22 protein-coding genes and 1 tRNA gene are annotated in these 19,625 nt (G+C 63.4%); 9 read left to right on the top strand and 14 right to left on the bottom strand.

From position 1 onward, the window contains the following. Nucleotides 1–5: 5 nt before the first annotated feature. Together purQ and purS are read right to left on the bottom strand one after the other, a co-directional pair. Entirely contained in the window at nt 6–686 is a 681-nt protein-coding gene (gene purQ / locus WG900_RS04920; RefSeq protein WP_339965162.1) for a phosphoribosylformylglycinamidine synthase subunit PurQ, read from the bottom strand. Beyond that, a complete protein-coding gene (purS, locus tag WG900_RS04915) occupies nt 683–919 on the bottom strand; it encodes a phosphoribosylformylglycinamidine synthase subunit PurS (protein WP_264415905.1) in 237 nt (78 codons plus the stop codon). Before purS ends, purQ begins: the two co-directional genes overlap by 4 nt. A gap of 198 nt (nt 920–1,117) precedes the next feature. Between purS and WG900_RS04910 the strand changes: the two genes are divergently transcribed. From WG900_RS04910 to WG900_RS04895, 4 genes are read left to right on the top strand one after another with little or no spacing between them, the layout of a single operon-like run. After that, complete coding sequence (locus WG900_RS04910) at nt 1,118–1,993, top strand: isocitrate lyase/PEP mutase family protein (RefSeq protein WP_339965158.1); 876 nt, start codon at nt 1,118–1,120, stop codon at nt 1,991–1,993. A 40-nt stretch (nt 1,994–2,033) separates the two neighbouring features. After that, nucleotides 2,034–3,011 (top strand): HlyD family secretion protein, encoded by a 978-nt coding sequence (locus WG900_RS04905; protein ID WP_339965156.1) that lies wholly within the window; start codon nt 2,034–2,036, stop codon nt 3,009–3,011. Further along, a complete protein-coding gene (locus WG900_RS04900) occupies nt 3,008–3,940 on the top strand; it encodes an ABC transporter ATP-binding protein (RefSeq protein ID WP_339965154.1) in 933 nt (310 codons plus the stop codon). Before WG900_RS04905 ends, WG900_RS04900 begins: the two co-directional genes overlap by 4 nt. Next, entirely contained in the window at nt 3,937–5,076 is a 1,140-nt protein-coding gene (locus tag WG900_RS04895) for an ABC transporter permease (RefSeq protein WP_339965151.1), read from the top strand. Before WG900_RS04900 ends, WG900_RS04895 begins: the two co-directional genes overlap by 4 nt. Before the next feature lie 3 nt (nt 5,077–5,079). On the opposite strand, the gene WG900_RS04890 is transcribed toward WG900_RS04895, so the two are convergent. The 6 genes from WG900_RS04890 to WG900_RS04865 all read right to left on the bottom strand — a co-directional run bounded on the left by WG900_RS04890 (nt 5,080) and on the right by WG900_RS04865 (nt 10,267). Continuing rightward, nucleotides 5,080–7,959 carry a M16 family metallopeptidase gene (locus WG900_RS04890; protein WP_339965149.1) on the bottom strand — a complete coding sequence of 960 codons (2,880 nt, stop codon included), beginning with the start codon at nt 7,957–7,959 and terminating at the stop codon, nt 5,080–5,082. Between the two features lie 51 nt (nt 7,960–8,010). After that, a complete protein-coding gene (purC, locus tag WG900_RS04885) occupies nt 8,011–8,793 on the bottom strand; it encodes a phosphoribosylaminoimidazolesuccinocarboxamide synthase (RefSeq protein ID WP_310532682.1) in 783 nt (260 codons plus the stop codon). A gap of 123 nt (nt 8,794–8,916) precedes the next feature. Further along, nucleotides 8,917–9,147, bottom strand: a complete 231-nt coding sequence (locus WG900_RS04880; RefSeq protein WP_339965143.1) for an alpha/beta hydrolase family protein — start codon at nt 9,145–9,147, stop codon at nt 8,917–8,919. A gap of 133 nt (nt 9,148–9,280) precedes the next feature. Beyond that, the gene (locus WG900_RS04875; RefSeq protein WP_339965141.1) at nt 9,281–9,586 is read right to left on the bottom strand and encodes a hypothetical protein; all 306 of its coding nucleotides are present in this window, start codon (nt 9,584–9,586) and stop codon (nt 9,281–9,283) included. After that, on the bottom strand, nt 9,583–9,909 hold the full coding sequence (locus tag WG900_RS04870) for a hypothetical protein (RefSeq protein ID WP_339965138.1): 327 nt from the start codon (nt 9,907–9,909) through the stop codon (nt 9,583–9,585). Before WG900_RS04870 ends, WG900_RS04875 begins: the two co-directional genes overlap by 4 nt. A 7-nt stretch (nt 9,910–9,916) precedes the next feature. Then, nucleotides 9,917–10,267, bottom strand: coding sequence for a hypothetical protein (locus WG900_RS04865; protein WP_339965136.1), 351 nt, complete (start codon nt 10,265–10,267; stop codon nt 9,917–9,919). A gap of 19 nt (nt 10,268–10,286) precedes the next feature. Between WG900_RS04865 and WG900_RS04860 the strand changes: the two genes are divergently transcribed. Together WG900_RS04860 and WG900_RS04855 are read left to right on the top strand one after the other, a co-directional pair. Beyond that, nucleotides 10,287–10,442 carry a hypothetical protein gene (locus WG900_RS04860; protein ID WP_339965133.1) on the top strand — a complete coding sequence of 52 codons (156 nt, stop codon included), beginning with the start codon at nt 10,287–10,289 and terminating at the stop codon, nt 10,440–10,442. Between the two features lie 58 nt (nt 10,443–10,500). Further along, nucleotides 10,501–10,692 carry a hypothetical protein gene (locus tag WG900_RS04855; RefSeq protein ID WP_339965131.1) on the top strand — a complete coding sequence of 64 codons (192 nt, stop codon included), beginning with the start codon at nt 10,501–10,503 and terminating at the stop codon, nt 10,690–10,692. A 76-nt stretch (nt 10,693–10,768) separates the two neighbouring features. Here the strand turns inward: WG900_RS04855 and WG900_RS04850 are convergent. The 5 genes from WG900_RS04850 to infA form a co-directional block, all read right to left on the bottom strand. Next, a tRNA-Phe gene (locus WG900_RS04850) sits at nt 10,769–10,844 on the bottom strand. Between the two features lie 104 nt (nt 10,845–10,948). Next, nucleotides 10,949–11,116, bottom strand: coding sequence for a DNA gyrase inhibitor YacG (gene yacG / locus WG900_RS04845; RefSeq protein WP_339965128.1), 168 nt, complete (start codon nt 11,114–11,116; stop codon nt 10,949–10,951). Continuing rightward, nucleotides 11,113–12,105, bottom strand: a complete 993-nt coding sequence (locus WG900_RS04840) for a ribonuclease E/G (protein ID WP_339965125.1) — start codon at nt 12,103–12,105, stop codon at nt 11,113–11,115. The genes yacG and WG900_RS04840 overlap by 4 nt, the downstream gene beginning before the upstream one ends. Next, a complete protein-coding gene (locus WG900_RS04835) occupies nt 12,098–12,673 on the bottom strand; it encodes a Maf family protein (protein WP_339965327.1) in 576 nt (191 codons plus the stop codon). Before WG900_RS04835 ends, WG900_RS04840 begins: the two co-directional genes overlap by 8 nt. Before the next feature lie 8 nt (nt 12,674–12,681). Then, entirely contained in the window at nt 12,682–12,927 is a 246-nt protein-coding gene (gene infA / locus WG900_RS04830) for a translation initiation factor IF-1 (protein ID WP_264415920.1), read from the bottom strand. 165 nt (nt 12,928–13,092) lie between these two features. Between infA and WG900_RS04825 the strand changes: the two genes are divergently transcribed. From WG900_RS04825 to WG900_RS04815, 3 genes are read left to right on the top strand one after another with little or no spacing between them, the layout of a single operon-like run. Then, nucleotides 13,093–15,594 carry a TonB-dependent receptor gene (locus WG900_RS04825; protein WP_339965121.1) on the top strand — a complete coding sequence of 834 codons (2,502 nt, stop codon included), beginning with the start codon at nt 13,093–13,095 and terminating at the stop codon, nt 15,592–15,594. A 40-nt stretch (nt 15,595–15,634) separates the two neighbouring features. After that, on the top strand, nt 15,635–17,587 hold the full coding sequence (gene uvrC, locus WG900_RS04820; RefSeq protein WP_339965120.1) for an excinuclease ABC subunit UvrC: 1,953 nt from the start codon (nt 15,635–15,637) through the stop codon (nt 17,585–17,587). Between the two features lie 22 nt (nt 17,588–17,609). Continuing rightward, the gene (locus tag WG900_RS04815) at nt 17,610–18,701 is read left to right on the top strand and encodes an AI-2E family transporter (RefSeq protein WP_339965118.1); all 1,092 of its coding nucleotides are present in this window, start codon (nt 17,610–17,612) and stop codon (nt 18,699–18,701) included. On the opposite strand, the gene WG900_RS04810 is transcribed toward WG900_RS04815, so the two are convergent. Further along, entirely contained in the window at nt 18,698–19,597 is a 900-nt protein-coding gene (locus WG900_RS04810; RefSeq protein ID WP_339965116.1) for an acyl-CoA thioesterase, read from the bottom strand. The two genes, WG900_RS04815 and WG900_RS04810, sit on opposite strands and share 4 nt — an antisense overlap. Nucleotides 19,598–19,625: the final 28 nt, after the last annotated feature.

Genomic DNA, 19,625 nt, shown 5'->3' with positions numbered 1-19,625 from the left:
CCTGGTCAGGCTCCTACGAAGCTCTTTACCACCGATTCGAAGAGCGCGCGGCCATCGGTGCCGCCCTGGGCATCCTCGATCATCCGTTCCGGGTGCGGCATCATGCCGAGCACGTTTCCGGCATCGTTGAGCACACCGGCAATGTCGCGGGCCGAACCATTGACGGGTTCGGCATAGCGGAAAGCCACGCGGCCCTCGCCTTCCAACCGGTCGAGAGTGGCATCATCGGCAAAGTAGTTGCCGTCATGGTGCGCAACCGGGATGGTGATTGTCTGGCCCGGTGAATAGCCAGCTGTGAACAGCGACTGGCTGTTCTCCACGGTCAGCGCCACTTCGCGGCAGACGAAGCGGATGCCGGCGTTGCGCATCAACGCGCCGGGCAGGAGGCCGCTCTCGGTGAGGACCTGAAAGCCGTTGCACACGCCGAGCACAGGCAAGCCGCGACCGGCCGCGGCGATAACCGCCTGCATCACCGGGCTGCGCGCCGCCATCGCGCCGCTGCGCAGGTAGTCACCATAGGAAAAACCGCCGGGCAGGGCGATAAAATCGAGCCGGTCGGGCAGGGCGGCATCGCCGTGCCAGACGCGAAACACCTCGCCGCCGCAGACCTGCTCCAGCGCGACCGCCATGTCCCGGTCACAATTCGATCCGGGAAAGGTGATGACGGCGGAGCGGAACGCGCTCATGCCGCAACTCGCTCGATGCGGTAGTTTTCGATCACCATATTGGCGAGCAACTTGCGGCACATTTCGTCGAGCGCCTCGTCAGTGACGCTGTCATCGACTTCGAGTTCGATCAGGCGTCCTGCGCGGACGTCCTTGACCCCGGCAAAGCCCAGGCCTTCGAGCGAATGGTGGATGGCTCGGCCCTGCGGATCGAGCACGCCGTTCTTGAGGCTGACGGAAACGCGGACCTTCATCGATTGGCCTTTCGCTATAGGCAGATTTTGGCGGGAAGCCTGGCCGCGCCTATGCCGCCAGACGCAGCGCGGGGCAAGCGCGGATCGATCCTATTCCACACCGCTGCAGCGAAAGTCGCAGCCTTTTGCCGGTCCGTGCCTTGCCGCTGACAAGGCCGCGTGCAAGGGTCCCGGCAAAAGCGATTATAGGAGAGTGACATGATGGGAACCGGGACAACACTGCGCGCGCTGATCGACAAGGGCGAGCATTTCATCGCAGGTGACTGCTTTTCCGCGCTGACCGGACGCATCGTCGAACACGTCGGCTTTCCCGCAGCCTATCTGGGCGGCCATGCCTGTTCAGCCTTCCATTATGCCGTGCCGGACAACGGCATTTACAGTCAGGTCGAGCAAATCGAACAGGCCGCCCGCATCGCGCAGGCCATGTCGATCCCGCTGATCGCCGATGCCGACACGCTGGGTGAGACGGTGGCCGATGCCTATCACTTCACCCGCCGTTACATCCAGCAGGGCATCGCCGGAATCCATGTCGAAGACGAGGTCAATCCCAAGCATTCGCGCCACGTCAACGGGCTGTGCTCAATCGTTGACCAGCAAGCGCGGATCGATGCCGTGGTGCGTGCGCGGCGCGATTCCGGGCAGGATCTGGTAATCATCGCCCGCTGCGACGAGCTTTACCCCAGCGAGGCCGGCGGCGGCGGTACGGGATCGATGGAGGAAGCGATCAAGCGCGGCCATGCCTATGCCGAGGCTGGGGCTGACGTCCTGTTCTACCCGCCGCGCCCCGATGCCGTGCCCGATCTTGTCAAGGAATTCGCCGGGAAGGTCCCCGTGGCGACCATGGGATTCACCATTCCCGGCTCCGGCTTCAACATGATGACCGGGGGCTGGGTCACCGCGGTTGCCAACCACCTGAAGATGGCGCGTGAAGTGTTGGAAACCGGCACGGTGCAGAGCGCCAACTTCAATTTCCCCGAAAAGTACGAATTGATCGACCAGACGTTCTATGATGGCCTGATCGAGGAATGGGCGGTAAAGACCGGGCGGCCAAGCCGTCCGAACAGCGCCCGCTGACCGGGGCGCGCGCAGACCGGAGCTGAAGGGGGCAAGCGCGATGAAACAGGTTCCCAAGCCGCTTATCGCGCTGGGATTGCTGCTGCTGGCCTTCGCCGCATGGTGGTGGGTCTGGCGTGCCCCGGCGGCCGAGGATCGCTGGCTCGGTTATGTCGAAGGCGAAACACTCTATGTCGCCGCGCCGGTTTCAGGCCGTCTGGCTGAGCGCCCTGTCGATCGCGGAGCCAGCGTGGCAGCGGGCGCAGCGCTGTTTTCGCTCGATCCTGAATCGGTCGATGCGGCGGTGAGCCAGGCGCAGGCACAGGTCGCCGCCAATTCCGCGCAGGTCGAGGATCTTGGCGAGGCCAGCCGGCGCGAGGCTGAGATTGACGTGTTCCGCGCCAATGCCGCGCAGGCGCAGGCAGCGTTGGTCAAGGCGACGAACGATTTCAACCGCATGGCCGCGCTGGCGGCGCGTGGGTTTGCCAGCAAGTCGCAGCTCGATACTGCTCGCGCCGCGCGGGACGGAGTCGCCGCCCAGCTTGCCTCGGCGCAGGCCCAAATCCGCTCGTCGCAGCTCACTGCTGGGCGGGGGGCTCAGATTCGCGCGGCGCAGGCCGGCGTGGCGGGCGCCGAAGCAGTCCTGCGCGGACAGCGGAAACTTCGCTCAGAAATTGCCCCGGTTGCTCCAGCCAAGGGCGTGATCGAACAAACGTTCTACAATCCCGGCGAATGGGTGCCGGCCAACAGCCCGGTCGTCTCGGTGCTGCCGGACGACAAGCGCAAGCTGCGCTTCTTCGTGCCGGAAGAGCGCATTGGTTCGGTCAAAATGGGTTCGGCGATCCGTTTCACCTGCGATGGCTGCGCCGATCCGCGAACTGCGACGATCAGCTTCATCGCGCCGCGCAGCGAATATACCCCGCCGGTGATTTACAGCGAACGCGCCCGGGCCAAGCTGGTGTTCATGGTCGAGGCAAAGCTTGCCCCGTCGGACAAGCCGCTGCCGCTGGGGCTGCCGGTGGAGGTCGTGCCACAGTGAATGAAATTGCGCCCGCCATCGCGGTTCGGGGGCTGACCAAGCGCTTCTCGGGCCGCACCGTGGTGGATCATGTCGACCTGACGGTGGCGCCGGGCCGGATCTGCGGTTTCCTCGGCCCCAACGGCTCGGGCAAGACGACCACGCTGCGCATGATCTGCGGTCTCATCATCCCTGACGAGGGCGAGGGCGAAGTGCTCGGGCTCGATCTGCGCACCCGGCGCAGCGCGATCAAGTCCCAGATCGGCTACATGACCCAGAAATTCGGACTGTTCGGCGACCTGACAATCCGAGAAAACCTTGAGTTCATCGCCCGCGTCTATTGCCTGGACGACCGCACGCGGCGAGTCGATGAATCGCTCGAACGCCTCGGGCTCGCCAGCCGGGCCGACCAGCTGGCTGGCAAGCTCTCGGGCGGATGGAAGCAGCGGCTCGCGCTGGCTGCCGCCGTACTGCACGAACCGCGCATCCTGCTGCTTGACGAGCCGACCGCCGGGGTCGATCCGCAGGCACGGCGCGAATTCTGGGACCAAATCCATGCCCTCGCCCGCGACGGCCTGACCGTCCTCGTCTCGACCCACTACATGGACGAGGCCGAGCGCTGCCACGAGATCGCCTATATCGCGTACGGCGTGATGCTGGCGCGCGGGACTTCGGCGGAAGTCATCGGCGCGTCCGGCCTGGTTGCCCTGCAAGGCGAAGGGCCTGGGGCAGACATGCTCGCCGCCGAGATTGAGCTACGCCCCGGGGTTGCCTTGGCCGCTGCGTTTGGCGCTTCGATCCACGTTTGCGGCACCGATATGCAGGATCTGCGACAGGCCGTGTCGCCCTGGGCTGAAAAGGTCCTCTGGACGCCCGCCGAACCGACGCTGGAAGACGTGTTCATCCACCTCATGCGCCAGTCCGACGACAATTCGGTGGTGTCGGCATGATGCAGGGTTACGTCCGCCACTGGCAGCGCATTCTGGCGATGATCTTCAAGGAAATGCGTCAGGCCGCGCGCGACCCGGGGACGGTGGCGATGATGTTCGCCATGCCGCTGATGCAGCTGCTGATCTTCGGCTACGCGATCAACACCGATCCGCGCCACTTGCCGCTGGCGATCGAATCGAACGACAATTCGGTCTATTCGCGCTCGATCACGGCGGCGCTGAGCAACACCACCTACTTCCAGATCCGCCATGTGGTTGCCGGCAAAGGCGAAGGAGAACGGCTGATCGCCAATGGCGACGTCCAGTTCCTCGTCACCATTCCGACCGACTTCAGCCGTGACCTTGCGCGGGGGCACCGTCCGCAATTGCTGGTCAATGCTGATGCGACCGATTCTTCCGCCACAGGCCCGGCCATCGCCGCGATCAACGAGGCGGTGCAGACCGCGCTGGCGCATGACCTGATCGGCGCGCGCGCTGTTCCCTCCAGCAAACCGCCGGTCGAGGTCATCGTCCACCGCAGTTACAACCCCGAAGGCATCACCAGCCACAACACGGTTCCCGGCTTGCTGGCCGTCATCCTGACCATGACGATGGTGATGCAGACCGCGATGACGGTGACTCGCGAAGTGGAGCAGGGGACCATGGAAAACCTGCTCGCCACCCCGCTGCGCCCCTTTGAGGTGATGATCGGCAAGATCGTCCCCAACCTGATTATCGGCACGGTGCAGATGATCATCGTGCTGATCTTTGCCGCGCTGATTTTCCACGTGCCGTTCGCCGGATCGGTCGGCCTTCTGCTGGTCGTGACCGTGTTGTTCATGACGGTTAATCTGGCCGTGGGCTTCACCTTCTCAACCGTTTCGGGAAGCCAGGTTCAGGCGATGCAGCTCAGTTTCTTCTTCATGCTGCCCAGCATCCTGCTGTCGGGTTTCGCCTTTCCCTATCGCGGGATGCCGATGCCGGTGCAAATCGCCGCAGAGATCCTGCCGACAACACATTACTTGCGACTGGTGCGCGGCATCATGCTCAAGGGCTGGGACTGGACGCTCGCGCTGCAACCTTCGGCGGTGCTGCTTGGCATGTTGTTCGTGCTCGGCTTTATCGCCGTGCGGCGATACCAGGACACGATTGCCTGAAGGTCAGCCGGCGGGCGGTTCGACGCCTTCGGGAAGGACGATCAGTTCAAGCCCGTCCTTCTCGCCAAGGTAGCGGTTCACCAGTGTCTGCAGCTCTGCAGCCGTAATTGCCGCCAGTCTTTCGCGCGCTTTTGCATGGCGCTCTAGCCGGTCGGGTTCGGTTTGCGCACGGTCAACCAGCGCGAGCCAGCCCCCGTTGCGCTTGAGCGAATTCTCATAGGCTTCCAGCATCGGCGCGCGGGCGCGTTGCAGCTGGTCGGCACTGATCGCCACACCGCGCAGCTCCGCCACGGCCTGCTGCAGCGCGCGGCGCACCACCGCCACATCGGCAACATTTGCCGAGGCGGACAGCGAAAACGTCCCGTACGCCCGCCACACCCGCGACATGTCGCTCGACACACCGGGTGAATATGCCTTGCTCAGCGCTTCGCGCAGCGTCTCGGTTACGACATTCTGGAGGACCTGTTCTAGCAGGGCGAACTGCAGCGTTTCCGCCGCATCCTCACCGTCGCGGGTTGGCCAGGTCAAGCGGATCACGGCCTGATCCTTGGGCCCGTCATGGCGGATCAAGCGAGTGGAGCGATCCGCCGTGAAGGGGCGCTGGCGCTGCTCGGTGTAGGGGCGGAAGTCGAGTTCGCGCGCGGGCAGGGCGCCAAGCGTTTTCGCCACTGCGTCGATCGCGGCATTGGCCTCGAAATCACCGACGATGCCAACTTCGATGGCGCCGCGCGCCAGACGGTCGCTAAGGTCAGTCTTTAGCTTCTTGAAAGTCAGCGCCCGGTAAGCCTCGATAGGCTGGAGCGTAAAACGCGGGTCCTTGTCCGACAGGATACCGCCCGCCGTATTGCGCAGCGCATCACCCGGCGTTGACTTCAAACGCGCGAAAAACGTGTTCATCGTGTTGTAGTAGAGCGTCTGCGCTTCAGGCCGGTAGCCGGGGTCGGTGAGGTAAGCTGTGAACATCTGCAACTGGAGCGGCAGGTCGGCGCGGTTGGTGGACCCGGCCATGACGAAGGTCTCCGGCGTGCTCGAAAACCCGCCCGATACCGATTTGCCGGCAAGGATCGTCTGCAGGTCGTCACGCGAATGCTTGCCGAGCCCGCCATCGATGAAGCGCACTGACATCTCGGTCGCCAGCGGGTTTTCCTTTGTGTTGAGCATATCCCCGCCATCGACGCTGACTTGCAGCAGGATGCGGTCCTTTTCGAGATCGGTCGGCTTGAGATTCAGTCGCACGCCATTAGCGAAGCGCAGGGTGCGGATGCCGAACAGGGGTTCGTTGGCATCGCCCGAAACGGCCCCCGGCGCACCGAAATCGGTATAGGCCCAGGCAAGGTCCTGTGCAGCACCGCCCGCCGCGATCGGCGCGCGTATGGCCTCGTTCCATGCGGCGCGGATGCCCTTTTCGCCGCCCGCCGGGTCCTTGCGTCCGGCAAAGCGCAGAAGCGGATCCTTGAGCGCCACCGCGTCGTCGCGCAGGGCGGCGAGCACACGCTCGGGCGTGATTTCGGGCACGAACTGTTCAACCCGTTCCAGCGCGTTCTGCGGGGTGGCAGGCACACGCTCGTCGCGTACCAGACTGAGGATCGCATCGATGAATGTGCGATTATGCCGCGTGTTGGCCGAAGCCACCGCATTGCGGTTGTCATTCAGCAAGTTGGCGACCTGCTCGGCCACTTCCTGCGCGATGAAGCCATAGGCCAGGGCGCGGCGATACTCGGCCACTGCGGCCATGATCCCGGCCCGCCATTTGCCGTCGACTGTGTCAATCGCGAGGTTCGTCGTCCGCGCATTGCGGAACACCGCGCCGGTGCCGAAGGAAGCGCCGCGGAATGGCGGAGACGCTTGCCGTGAGATGCGCAGCAGCCGGCGGTTGACGATGCCATAGGCGACTGATCGCAGCAGCCGGGCGCGGCGCTCGGCGACCGAATCTGCTTCGTTGCGCCACTTGCCCGAACGCGAGGCGACAACGCGTTCGCTCAGGGCTTGATCGATGTAGATCGTCGTGCGGCCCTTGTCCTTGATCTCGATTGGCCCCGCATTCGGCTGCCATGCGATCGGGGCGGGGGCGGGGCGCCAATCGTCGAACCGCTTGCGGATCTCGGCTTCGACCAGCGCTGGATCGAAATCGCCGACGACGATGATCGTGGTCTGCTGCGGCACATATTCACGCGCCCAGAACGCCCGGACCGCCGCTGCAGTGGCATTGGTCAGCGATGCGCTGGTCCCGATCGGCAGACGGTTGACGTAGTGCGCCTTCGGGTAAGTGAAGGCCGCCTGGGCGTTGTAATTGCGCAGCTGCCACGAGTTGCGATCGCGCAGTTCCGAGAGCACCACGCCCCGCTCGCGGTCAACCGCAGAGGGTTCGAATTTCAGCTCGCTCGCGGTCTCGCGCATCAGCATCATCGCCGTGCCGAGCAACCTGGGATCGTTGCGCGGCAGGTCGAGCATGTAATTGGTTTCGGTATAATTGGTCGAAGCGTTGCTGTCCGCGCCGAAGGCCAGCCCTTCGCGCTCGAGCAGCTTGATCATCTCGCCTTCGGGGACGTTGGTCGATCCGTTGAACGACATATGCTCGACAAAATGGGCAAAACCGCGCTCGCCATCGAGTTCATCGAGCGAACCGGCGTTCACTTCCATCCGCACGGCGGCAGTGCCCTTGGGTGTCGCGTTCTGGCGGATCGCAAAGCGCATGCCGTTGGCCAGGCGGCCGAAGCGGTAGGCCGGATCGACCGGCACGTCGCTCCATTTCATGGCCCATTCGGAGCGGGGGCGGTGTTCCGGCGGTGGTGCGGAGGACAGGCCTATGCCCGCTTGCGGGGGTGCGCAGGCCGAGAGCATCAGCGAGGAGAGAACGGCAATCGACAGCAGGATTCGGCGCATCGGCAAAGAGTTGGCCGAGCGCCGCCCTGCTGGCAAGCGACTTCCTATGAATTACTTGCCGCGCAGTTTCCGGTGCTTGGAAAGGTCAAAGACCTCGCTTGTCACGCCTTCATCCTGAAGCAGACCGAGGCGGCGAGCGACTTCCTGATAGGCCTCTTCCTCACCGCCAAGATCGCGGCGGAAGCGGTCCTTGTCGAGCTTTTCGCCGGTCAGGATGTCCCAAAGACGGCAGCCATCGGGGCTGATTTCGTCGGCAAGGATGACTCGGCTGTAATCGCCGTCCCACATGCGGCCGAATTCGAGTTTGAAATCGACCAGGCGGATGCCGATCGCCGCGAACATGCCGCACAAGAAATCGTTCACACGGATCGCCATCGAGGAAATGTCTTGCATCTCCTCGTTGGTCGCCCAGCCGAAGCAGGCGATGTGCTCTTCGGCGATCAGCGGATCGCCCAGCGCATCGTCCTTGTAGTAATATTCGATCAGCGTGTGCGGCAGCGGCTCACCCTCGGGGATGCCCAGACGCGTGCTGATCGAACCGGCGGCGACATTGCGCACTACGACTTCAATTGGAATAATCTCAACCTGCCGAACGAGTTGTTCGCGCATATTAAGTCGGCGGATGAAGTGCGTGGGAATGCCGATGTGCGACAACCGGGTGAAGACGTATTCGCTGATCCGGTTGTTGATCACGCCCTTGCCTTGAATTGTCCCGCGCTTCTGCGCGTTGAACGCGGTGGCGTCATCCTTGAAATATTGGATGATCGTGCCTGGTTCGGGGCCCTCATAGAGAATCTTGGCCTTGCCTTCGTAGATCTGGCGGCGACGTGACATTCGCGCTTCCTTGCAAAAAAATCGAGCCCCAGCGGCGGAGCGCAGGGGCAGACCTGATCGCCATAGGCCAATCGCGCCGGTTCCGCAATCGTCGGGGAGGCTGCGGAACCGGCAGGATTTCTACTACTTGAGCAGGTTCTGCTTCCAGAACTGAACCTCGGTCCAGAACTGGTAATCGATGTTTTCCATCTTGGCGAAACAGTGGCCTTCGTAGTTGCCGACGAGATGCCAGGCCGTGCGGCCCTTGGCGCGGACGGCAGCGACGATCTGGTCCGCCTCACTTTGTGGCACGCGCGGATCGTTGGCGCCGATTACGACGAGCAGCGGAATGCGCAGCTTGTCCACCGAAGTCACCGGCGAAATTTCCTGCTGCTTCGCACGCTGCGCCGAATCACGTTCGTCGCCGTATTCGACCCGGCGCAGATCGCGGCGTTAGGACTGGGTATTTTCAAGGAAGGTGGTTAAGTCGCTGATCGCAACGATGCAATCAGCCGCCTTGAACCGCTCGCCAAAGCGGATTGCCGTGGCATAACACATGTAGCCGCCATAGGAGCATCGCATCGATGGCGCGATCGGATTGCAGGCGATCGAGGAACGCACGGATGTCCTTGACCGAATCCTCGCGCTTGAATGGCCCGTTGTCGAGACAGACGAAGCGTTTGCCGAAGCCGGTCGACCCACGGACCTTGGAATAGAAGATCGCCACGCCGGGTTCGTTGAGCAGATAGTTCACGCGGCCACGGAACGACAGGGTGGATTGGCCTTCCGGTCCGCCGTGGATGTTGACGATCAACGGGCACTTGCCGGGAACTGCGCGGGATCGGGACGATAGAGGAAGCCGGACACCGGTTCGCCGTCGAAGTTCTTCACCTCGACGAATTCTGATGCGACGTTGCGGGCAGGATCGAGGCCGCCGGTTTCGCTCATCGGCCAGCGCGTGAACTTCATGGTCTTGGGGTCGACTGAATATGCGTCGGTCGGGACGTGGGCGGAGGAAATTTCCAGGCCGATCGTTCCCCACGGCACGATCCGGAAGCCGCTGATCTTGCCTTTGGGCAGGCCTTCAACCACCCGGACCTTGCCGGTCTTCTGGTTGAGCAGCTTCAGCCGCGACATGCCGGCTTCATTGATGACATAGGCGATGCACGATCCGGCCGGCGCAATGCAAAAAGCCTTCGACACCCCAGCGCGCTTCGGGGCTGCGAGGGGTGAACTTGCCCGCGCGCGTGTCGATCGTGCCGAGACGCTGGAAATGGGAATTTTCGTCACTGGTTGCCCAAAGTGCGTCGTTGGGGGTGAACTGGGCGCCGCCGTTGACCGTGACAACCGTCAGGAAGCCGCCGGGCAGGATTGCTTGGGGTCCGATCAGGTTGAGCTGGACTTTGGTAACAGCCGAGTCGGTGCCGTTGATCTTCAGCGTGTCGGTAAGGGCGCTCGAGATCTTGGTATCGACCCCCAGGCGTCCGCCGCCCACATAGTTGCCGGTGACCGTAATGGCATTGTTGCCAGCCGTTTCCGTTGCGGGCTTCCATCAGGCCAAGGTTGGTGAGGTTGGTAACCAGCGTGGCGTTACCGGCGAAGTTCATCACCCCGGCTGCCGTGTTGGTCAACCGTTGGTCACCGTGATCGACGAACCGGGAGATGCGTGAGTTCGACCACGAACGGCTGTAGGTTTTCGTGCCGAAAGTTTTCCAGGTGCTAGCGCTGGTGAAGATCGACGTTCCGCCCGCCGAGCCGGTGACGTTGTCCGCACCGTTCAGCGTTGCGCCGGCATTGGTGTTCAGGGTGAACGAACAGCCGTCCATCGCCGCCAGCACCGCATTGGTGCCGCCGGTAAGATCGCTCAAAGCGCGTTACCTAGTGTCACTTGCGGGGAATCGTCAAACACTGGTTCTATGACTGGACTATTGAACCGGCCATATCTTTGGCTGGACACAGTTTCCTATCGAGGAAGGGGTGCGCGCTTTTGAAGAAGTGGTGCCCGGGGACGGAGTCGAACCGCCGACACCATGATTTTCAGTCATGTGCTCTACCAACTGAGCTACCCGGGCATTGCTTCGGAGACGACCATTCAGGGATCGGCGAGCGTTGGAAGCGCGCCTATGGCGAAGAGGCCGCGCCTTTGCAAGAGTGAATGGCCTCGAAAAAGTGAAATTCAGGCCTCTTCGTCATTCTCGTCAATCACCGCCGGGCCGGCGAGGGCATAGCCATCGTCCAGCCATTTCACCAGATCGCGGTCGCGGCAGCGGGTGGAGCAGAAGGGCGCGTGTTCCTCTGAGCGAGGCTTGGCGCAGATCGGGCATTTGCGGGCAGTGCGGTTCATGCGCTCAGCGACTGCACATAGGGTGCCTCAAGCGCAACCGATTCGCTCCATTCCCATTTCAGCAGTCGGCCGGTCCGCGCCGAAACGGCGGCAGCGAAATCATCGGGGATATGCAGGCGCAGCGCGGGATGGGCGCAGAGTAGCAGCGAACCGTGGCCCAGCGCAGATTCGGCGCGGCGCGCCAGTGTGGCCACTCCGAGCCTGCCGCGTGCGCGCCGATACCGTGCGAGGATCGAAGGGCGTTCAAGCCGCGAGACGAGCTGGACCAGGCCGAAGCCGTTCATCGCCGTCCGCTCTCCGCGCCAGTCCGCAAGCGCCTCTGCTAGCGCGGCATCTACCGCCTGCCGGTCCTTGCGCGCTTCGATCGAGGGGAAATCGATGGCAACCGACCCGGCAATATCAAGCCGGCGCAGGCTCTGGACCAGGGCCGGGATCGCCGCGAGAGCGAGGCCCAGCGGGGGCAGGTTGCCGTCAATATCGATCACGGTCATCGCCGGCGTGGCATCGATCGTCAGGCTGCCATTGGCAAAGGTCACGTCGCCGGAGAGCGCCTCTTCGACCAGTTCATCCCAGCCCAAATCATTGAATGCGCCATCGGCGGGACGGCAGCGAGTGACATGGTAATCGCTCGCCTGCAGCTCTTCGATCAGCGTGGGGCCGTCACGCGGCACCGCGCCGTCGGGTGCGGGCCGCGATTGCGGCAGTTTGTTACGCCCCCGTTCGGCAATCGCGGCGCGGGTTATCTCTAGCAGGAGGGTCTTGCCTTCGCTGACGCTTGCCGGGAGACGGTCAACCAGCACTTCGCTGCCATCATCGAAGCGGGCAAGGCCTCGCGCGGCGCCGCGCGGCTTCGAAACTAGCTGGGCGGGTGCGATCAGGCCGGGGCGCAGCTTTTCGAGCCAGTCTACCCGCGCGCCGATAATTTTCCCGCGCTCGATCAGAATCGCGCGGTGCTCGCCGATCCCTTCCTCGACCAGCAACTCAGGCAAGGTCGAACCCGGCGGCGGCCAGCAGACTGCGCGTTTCGTACAAGGGCAGGCCCATCACGCCCGAATGGCTGCCGCTGATCCACGCGATCAGGCCTTCGGCGCTGCCCTGAATGGCATAGCCGCCAGCCTTGCCTGACCATTCGCCGCCGGCAATGTAGCCGTCAATTTCAGGGGGTGAGAGGCATTTGAAGCGGACAATCGTTTCCGAAAGCCGCTCATGCAGGCTGCCGCCGGGTGCGCGCAGAGCCACGGCTGACAAGACCCGATGCCGGCGACCGGAGATCAATTTCAGACATTCCCGCGCTGTCGCCTCATCCTCAGCCTTGGGCAGGATGCGCCGACCACAAGCAACTACCGTATCGCCGGCCAGAACGAAAGCTCCGGAAGAAGCTGCAGCAATCGCCTTTTCGCGCGCCATGCGCACAGCATATGTGCGCGGGACTTCGCCTTTCAGCGGTGTTTCGTCGATATCGGCGGCGTTGATCGCCAGCGGCTCTATCCCGATGCGGCCGAGAAGTTCGCGGCGGCGCGGCGAGGCGGAGGCTAGGATAAGCGGAGGGTTCACCACCCTGCGCGTCAAGACGGGCCGGGGCCGCCGCGACCTGGCATGAAGCGATAGGTGATGCGCCCCTTGGTCAGGTCATAAGGCGTCAGTTCAACAAGGACTTCATCACCCACGAGCACACGGATGCGGTTCTTGCGCATCTTGCCGGCGGTATGGCCGAGTATTTCGTGATCGTTTTCAAGCCGGACGCGGAACATGGCATTGGGCAGCAGTTCGACCACCATGCCGCGCATTTCGAGAAGTTCTTCTTTCGCCATCGGCGATACTCGTCCGTCTTGTTAATCCCGATCGCGGCGCGCCATAGCGGGGCAAAGCGAAAAAGGGAAGAGTGCAGGCCAATTCGCAAACTTTCGCAAAGGCGACAATTTATTACGTTGCGCGACTTGCTTGAATCACAGGGGCTTGGCACCCACCTTCCCACTATGAAACTGCGTGCCCCAGCAGTCTGCTTGTCGGTTGTCGCCCTTGCCTGGTCGCTTCCTGCCCTGGCCCAGTCGAATTCGACTGTCGCCGCAGACGCCCCCTTCGAAGAAGATGAAGCTCTGCCGCTGGCCGGCGAGATCGTCGTTGTTGCCGAACGCATCAAGGGCCAGCTCGACGTGCCGCAAAAGCCGATCGAGGTGCTCGATGAAAAGGATATCGCCTCTTACGGTGCCAATTCGATAAGCGACCTGCTTGCCGCGCTTTCGCCGCAGACCGGCTCTGGCCGCGGACGCGGCGGTGGCGGTATGCCGATCATGCTGATCAACGGCCAGCGCATCAGTTCATTCCGCGAAATGCGCGACATGCCGCCCGAAGCGATCCGCCGCATGGAAATCCTGCCTGAGGAAGTCGCCCTGCGCTTTGGCTATCCTGCCAACGCCCGCGTGGTGAACCTGATCCTCAAGGATAATTTCGCCCAGCGCACGGTCGATGTTGAATACGGCATGCCCGATCGCGGCAGCTCGGCGACGAGCGAACTGCAAGCCTCGCTTTTTTCCGTAGCGAATGGCGGACGTGTCAACATCACTGGCACCCATGAACGCACGACCGAACTGACCGAAGCCGAACGCGGTGTCATCCAGTCTCCGGGCAGTATTTCAAGCGTCAGCACCGATCCCGATCCAGCCTTTGCCCGCACGCTGATTGCCAACCGGACATCCTCCTCGCTCAACGCCACCTGGTCCAAGGGGCTGGGCAAGAACGGACTGGCGGGATCTTTGACCCTCAACGGCACGATGTCGCTGGTGACGACAAACCAGATGTCGGGCCTTAACACGGTGACCTTAACGGCACCGGGCGGTGGCACGGCGCTGCGGACTTTTGGCGAGCCGCTGCGCCGCTCGAACCAGACTGCAACCTATCAGGCGGGCGGCGGCTATAATCGGCCGCTGGGCGCTTGGCAGTTTTCCGCCACGGTGGATGCGGGGCGCACCGAAAGCGACACACGCATCGATCGCCGCGCCAGCACCAGCGCCCTGACCGCTGCCGCGCTCTCCGGTACCCTGCCGATCACCGGCCCGATCCCGCCGCAAACCGCGCTCGGCGCCGATCGCGCATGGACGGCGAGCGACACGGTTTCCAGCCTTGTCACCTTGATCGGCCGTCCGGCGCGCTTGCCCGGTGGTGACATTACCATGACGGTGAAGGGTGGCTATGCCTATATTGGCATCACCAGCGAGGACACCCGCAGCGCTGTCGGGCGCACGGCGCTCAACCGCAATGACCTCTCGGCGGGCGTCAACATCGGCATCCCGATCACCAGCCGGCGCGAGGGTTTTCTGGAAGCGGTGGGCAACCTTTCGCTAAACCTCAGCGCCGGGATCAACGACCTTTCCGATTTCGGCACGCTGAAGGACTGGAGTGCGGGCCTGACCTGGGGCGTGACGGATAAGCTTAACCTTCAGGCCAGCTACCTCGTCAACGAAAAGGCACCTTCGCTGGCCGAACTGGGCAATCCGCAGATCGTCAGCTTCAACGTGCCCGTGTTCGATTTTACGCGCGGCGAGACGGCGCTGGTTACGGTTTCGGGCGGCGGCAATCCGGGCCTGCTCAAGGAAACCGACCGCGACCTCAAGATCGGGTTCAACTGGCAGACGCCGCTCGCAAACACGATGCTGCTTGCCGAATTCTTCCGCAACCGGTCGTCAAATGTCACCGAATCGTTCCCGGTTCTGACGCCGGCAATCGAGGCCGCTTTTCCGGGCCGGGTGACGCGCGATGCATCCGGACGATTGATCGCGATTGACCGGCGGCCGGTAACCTTCTTCTCCGAAGAGGCTTCCCGTCTGCGCTGGGGACTTCACGTCAACGGCCCGATCGGCAAGGCTCCCGAAGGCGGCGGCGCAGGCGTGCCCGGCGGTGGTCGCGGCCCGGGAGGCGGCGGGGGCCGGATGGGCGGCGGACGCATGGGCGGCGGAGGCGGTCCTCCGATGACGGGCCCGATGGGCGGCGGCAACGGGCAGGGGCGCTGGAATATCGCGCTGTTCCACACCGTTCAGTTCCAGAACACGGTGACGGTTGCCCCCGGCGGGCCAGTGCTCGACCTGCTAGATGGCGATGCCCTGACTGGAGGCGGCGTGGCGCGGCATTCGCTCGAGGCCGATGCCGGGTTTTTCTATCGCGGCTTCGGTACGCGCGTGAACGCCACTTATACTGCCCCGACGCGGATCGACGGCACCGGCCTGCCCGGATCGAGCGACCTGCGCTTTGGCAGCGTCACCAAGGTCAACCTGCGCATGTTCGCCAATCTCGACCAGATGAAGGGTCTGGTGAAGGATGCGCCGTGGCTCAAGGGCGTGCGGGTGTCCCTGGTCGCCAACAACCTGCTGGATTCACGCCAGCGTGTGACCGATGGAACAGGCTCGGTGCCGATCAGCTATCAGCCCGACCTGATCGATCCGACCGGACGATTTCTCGGGATAGATATCTCCAAGCGGTTCTGACCCCCTTTGCCAGCGGCCATGGCGGGCCTATCTGTCTGCCATGGCCCGCAAAACCGCAGTCCCCCCTGATGGCGCCCCTCCCGATCGGGACTCGCCCGAGCGCTTCAACGAGGACCGCGCGACCTATACGATGAAGGGCAGCCAGCCCGATCTGGAGGCTGGCGTCGCCGCGATTCGTGAGGTTCTGGCCACGCTTCCGCCGCGCCCGGGCGTCTACCGCATGCAAGACGCGCGCGGCGATGTGCTCTACGTTGGCAAGGCGCGGGCGCTGAAGAACCGGGTAGCCAATTACACGCAGGTCGATCGCCTGCCGCTGCGCCTGCAGCGTATGGTCTCGCAGACCTGCTCGATGACCATTATCACGACCAACAGCGAAGCTGAGGCGCTGCTGCTCGAAGCGCAATTGATCAAGCGCTATCGCCCACCATACAACGTGCTGCTGCGCGACGACAAAAGTTTTCCGTTTATCCTGCTGCGGTCCGATCACGCCTTCCCTCGCATAACCAAGCACCGCGGTGCGCGGCGGGCGGTGGGGAACTATTACGGGCCGTTTGCCAGCGCCGGATCGGTCAACACCACGATCAATGCGCTGCAGAAGCTGTTCCTGCTGCGAAGCTGCACCGACAGCTTCTTCTCGCGCCGTGACCGGCCGTGCCTATTGTACCAGATCAAGCGCTGCTCGGCCCCCTGCGTCGGCCGCATTGCGGAGGCTGAATATTCCGAGCTGGTTGGCGAGGCGAAGGATTTCCTCGGCGGGAAATCCGGCGCGGTGCAGAAGAAGATCGAAAGCCAGATGAAGGAGGCGGCGGAATCGCTTGATTACGAGCGTGCTGCGATGCTCCGCGACCGTCTGCGCGCGGCGACCTTCATCCAGGGCAGCCAGGCAATCAATGCCGAGGGCGTGGGCAATGCCGACATCTTCGCCATGGCGACTCGTAACGGACAAGTTGGCGTGCAGGCCTTCTTCATTCGCGGCGGCCAGAACTGGGGGCACCGAGCCTTTTTCCCGACGCATACCGAGGGTTTGAGCGAGGAAGAGGTGATGGAGAGCTTCCTCGCCCAGTTCTACGAGGAAGTGCCGCCGCCGCGCCTGATCCTCGTCGATCGCGCGTTGCCCGAGGCAGAGCTGCTGGCCGAGGCATTCCGCGAGGGGGCTGGCGGCAAGGTGGAAATATCTGTCCCCCAACGCGGCGACCGGCGGCGCCTGATCGAACAGGCGCAGCGTAACGCCGTTGAGGCACTGGAAAGACGACTCGCAGAGAGCGGCACAAAGGCCAAGCTCAACACCGAACTGGCGGAATTCCTTGAACTCGCCGAACCGCCGCAGCGGATCGAGGTTTACGACAACAGCCACATTCAGGGCGCGCAGGCGCTTGGCGCGATGATCGTTTCCGGTCCCGAAGGCTTCATCAAGGGCCAGTACCGCAAGTGGAACATCAAGACCGCGCAGACCAACGACGACTTCGCCATGATGCGCGAAGTCTTCCAGCGCCGATTTTCCCGCGCCGCCGATGAAGACCCCGACCGCGACGGCGGCACTTGGCCGGACCTTGTCCTGATCGACGGCGGCAAGGGGCAGATGAGCGCAGCGCGCGACACGCTGGAGGAAATGGGCATCGAGGACGTGCCGTTGATCGCCATCGCCAAGGGGCCGCATCACGGGCGCGAAGGGCGCGAGGTGTTCCACTTTCCCGACGGGCGCGAGAAAATGCTGCCGGTCAATTCGCCGCTGCTGTTCTACCTTCAGCGCCTGCGTGATGAGGTTCACCGCTTCGCCATCGGCGCGCACCGCGACAAGCGCAGCCGGACGATCACCGCAAGTCCGCTCGACGAGATCCCGGGCATCGGTCCGGCCCGCAAACGCGCGATGCTGCTGCACTTCGGCACGGCGAGCAAAGTTCGCGCGGCATCGCTTGAGGACCTTCAGCGCGCTCCGGGCGTTAGTGCTGCAGTGGCGCAAACCGTATATGACTTCTATCATCCTCGCGGATGACGCGAACAGGGGAACGAAATCTATGAATGCCAGGCAGATCGGCGGATGGACGTTGGAAAACATCGGTTTTGCCGCGCTGGTGGTGGCAGTGACGGCGCTGTTCGGATGGATGCTCACGCCCTATTTCGGGGCTATCCTGTGGGGTTTGGTCTCTGCAATCGTGTTTCGCCCGCTTTACCTATGGCTGGTAAAGCAGTCTGGCGGTCGCAAGGGCAGTGCTGCCACCTTGACCCTGATCCTCATTGTCGCGGTGGTCATTGTCCCGGCAGGGCTGCTTGGCGCCAGCTTGGTCGCTGAGGCCACGGGCATTTACGAACGGGTGCAAAGCGGCCAGCTCGACGCGGGCGCAATCCTCGTCAAGGGCGTCAATGCCTTGCCGGGGCCGCTCGAAGGCTGGGCACGCGAATATGGTCTGAGCGATCCCGAGCGCATACGCGCGATGATAGCGCCCGGACTTTCCACCGGTCTGCGTACCGTCGCGGAACAGGCATTGACCGTTGGGCAGGGCGCGCTCTCGTTCCTCGCAGCGCTGGGCGTGATGCTCTACCTCACGTTCTTCCTGCTGCGGGACAGTGAACAGCTGGGTGAGCGGTTCCGCACGGCCCTGCCGCTCGATCCGACGCTGCGTGACCAGCTGATCGAGAAGTTCCTCACCGTAGTGCGTGCGATCATGAAAGGCACGGTTGCGGTGGCGGTAATGCAGGGCATTGTCGGCGGCCTGATCTTCTGGATGCTCGGTGTCGAAGGTGCGCTGCTGTGGGGCCTGATGATGGGCTTTTTCTCACTGATCCCGGCGGTGGGGACTGGCATCATCTGGGTGCCGGTGGCGCTTTATCTGATCGCCACGGGTTCGTTCTGGCAAGGCGCGGTGCTGGTATTCTGCGGGATCTTCGTCATCGGCCTGATCGACAATCTGCTGCGCCCGATCCTTGTCGGCAAGGACACGAAGCTGCCGGACTTTGTCGTGCTGATCGCCACCGTTGCCGGCCTCGAACTGTTCGGGCTGACCGGCTTCATCATCGGACCGATCATCGCCGCCCTGTTCATCGCGGTGTGGGACATGGTTACGCAGGTGCGCGGCCAGCATATCAAGGAGGACGCGGCGAAGGCCTAGCCTTCCGCCTCGTCCTTTTTCTTCCGCACCCGGATCAGGCCTTCCTGCGCCGATTCTGCCATGAGCCTGCCGTCGCGCGTGTAGATTCGGCCCCGGTTAAAGCCGCGCGCGCGGCCGGCCCAAGGACTGTCGGTAACGTAGAGCAGCCAGTCATCGACGCGGAAATCGTCGTGGAACCACACGGCGTGGTCCAGGCTCGCTCCCTGAACCGCGCCACTCATCCAGCTTAGCTTGTGAGGCACGGTGCAGGTGCCAAGCAGCGAATAGTCGGTTGCGTAAGCGAGGACTGCCCGGTGCACGCGCGGATCGTCGGGTAGCGGGGCAGGGGCGCGAAACCACGTTTCCAGCCTAGGTTCGCCGCCGCTGAGGCCGGCCCATGCCGCCGGATTGACCGGCTTCACCTCAAGCGCACGGAACTGCGAGATCAGCGCCCGCATTTCGGGCGGCACCATCGCGATATATTTTTCGCGCAATTGCGCTTCGTTCAGCAGATCTTCCGGCTGGGGCACAACCGGCATTTCCATCGCGTGGCTGACCCCCGGTTCGCGCTTGTGGAACGAGGCGGTGAGGTTGAGGATCGGCCTGCCCTGCTGGCTGGCGACGACCCGGCGGTTGGAAAAACTGCCACCGTCGAAATCGCGGGCAATAGCAAAGTCGATCTCGTGATCCTCGCTGCCGCCGCGCAGGAAATAGGCGTGAAGCGAATGGACTTCGCGGTCAGGATCGACGGTGCGCTCAGCCGAGGCAAGGGCCTGCGCGATGACCTGACCGCCATAGACGCGCCCGACCCCGCCGGGCTTGCGCCGCCCGCGAAACGCGTCGTCGCCCACGCGTTCGACGTCGAGCAGGTGCAGCAGTCCGGCAACCAGACTTTCGGGAGAATTGTCGTCACTCATCCGCTTGGCCATTGCCGGTCAGCGGCGG

Origin of the sequence: Novosphingobium aquae, from assembly GCF_037572715.1 — a bacterium.
Classification (GTDB): Bacteria; Pseudomonadota; Alphaproteobacteria; order Sphingomonadales; family Sphingomonadaceae; genus Novosphingobium; species Novosphingobium aquae.
The sequence above is the reverse complement of the archived record's forward strand: the minus strand, read 5'-3'. Positions and strand labels throughout refer to the sequence as shown.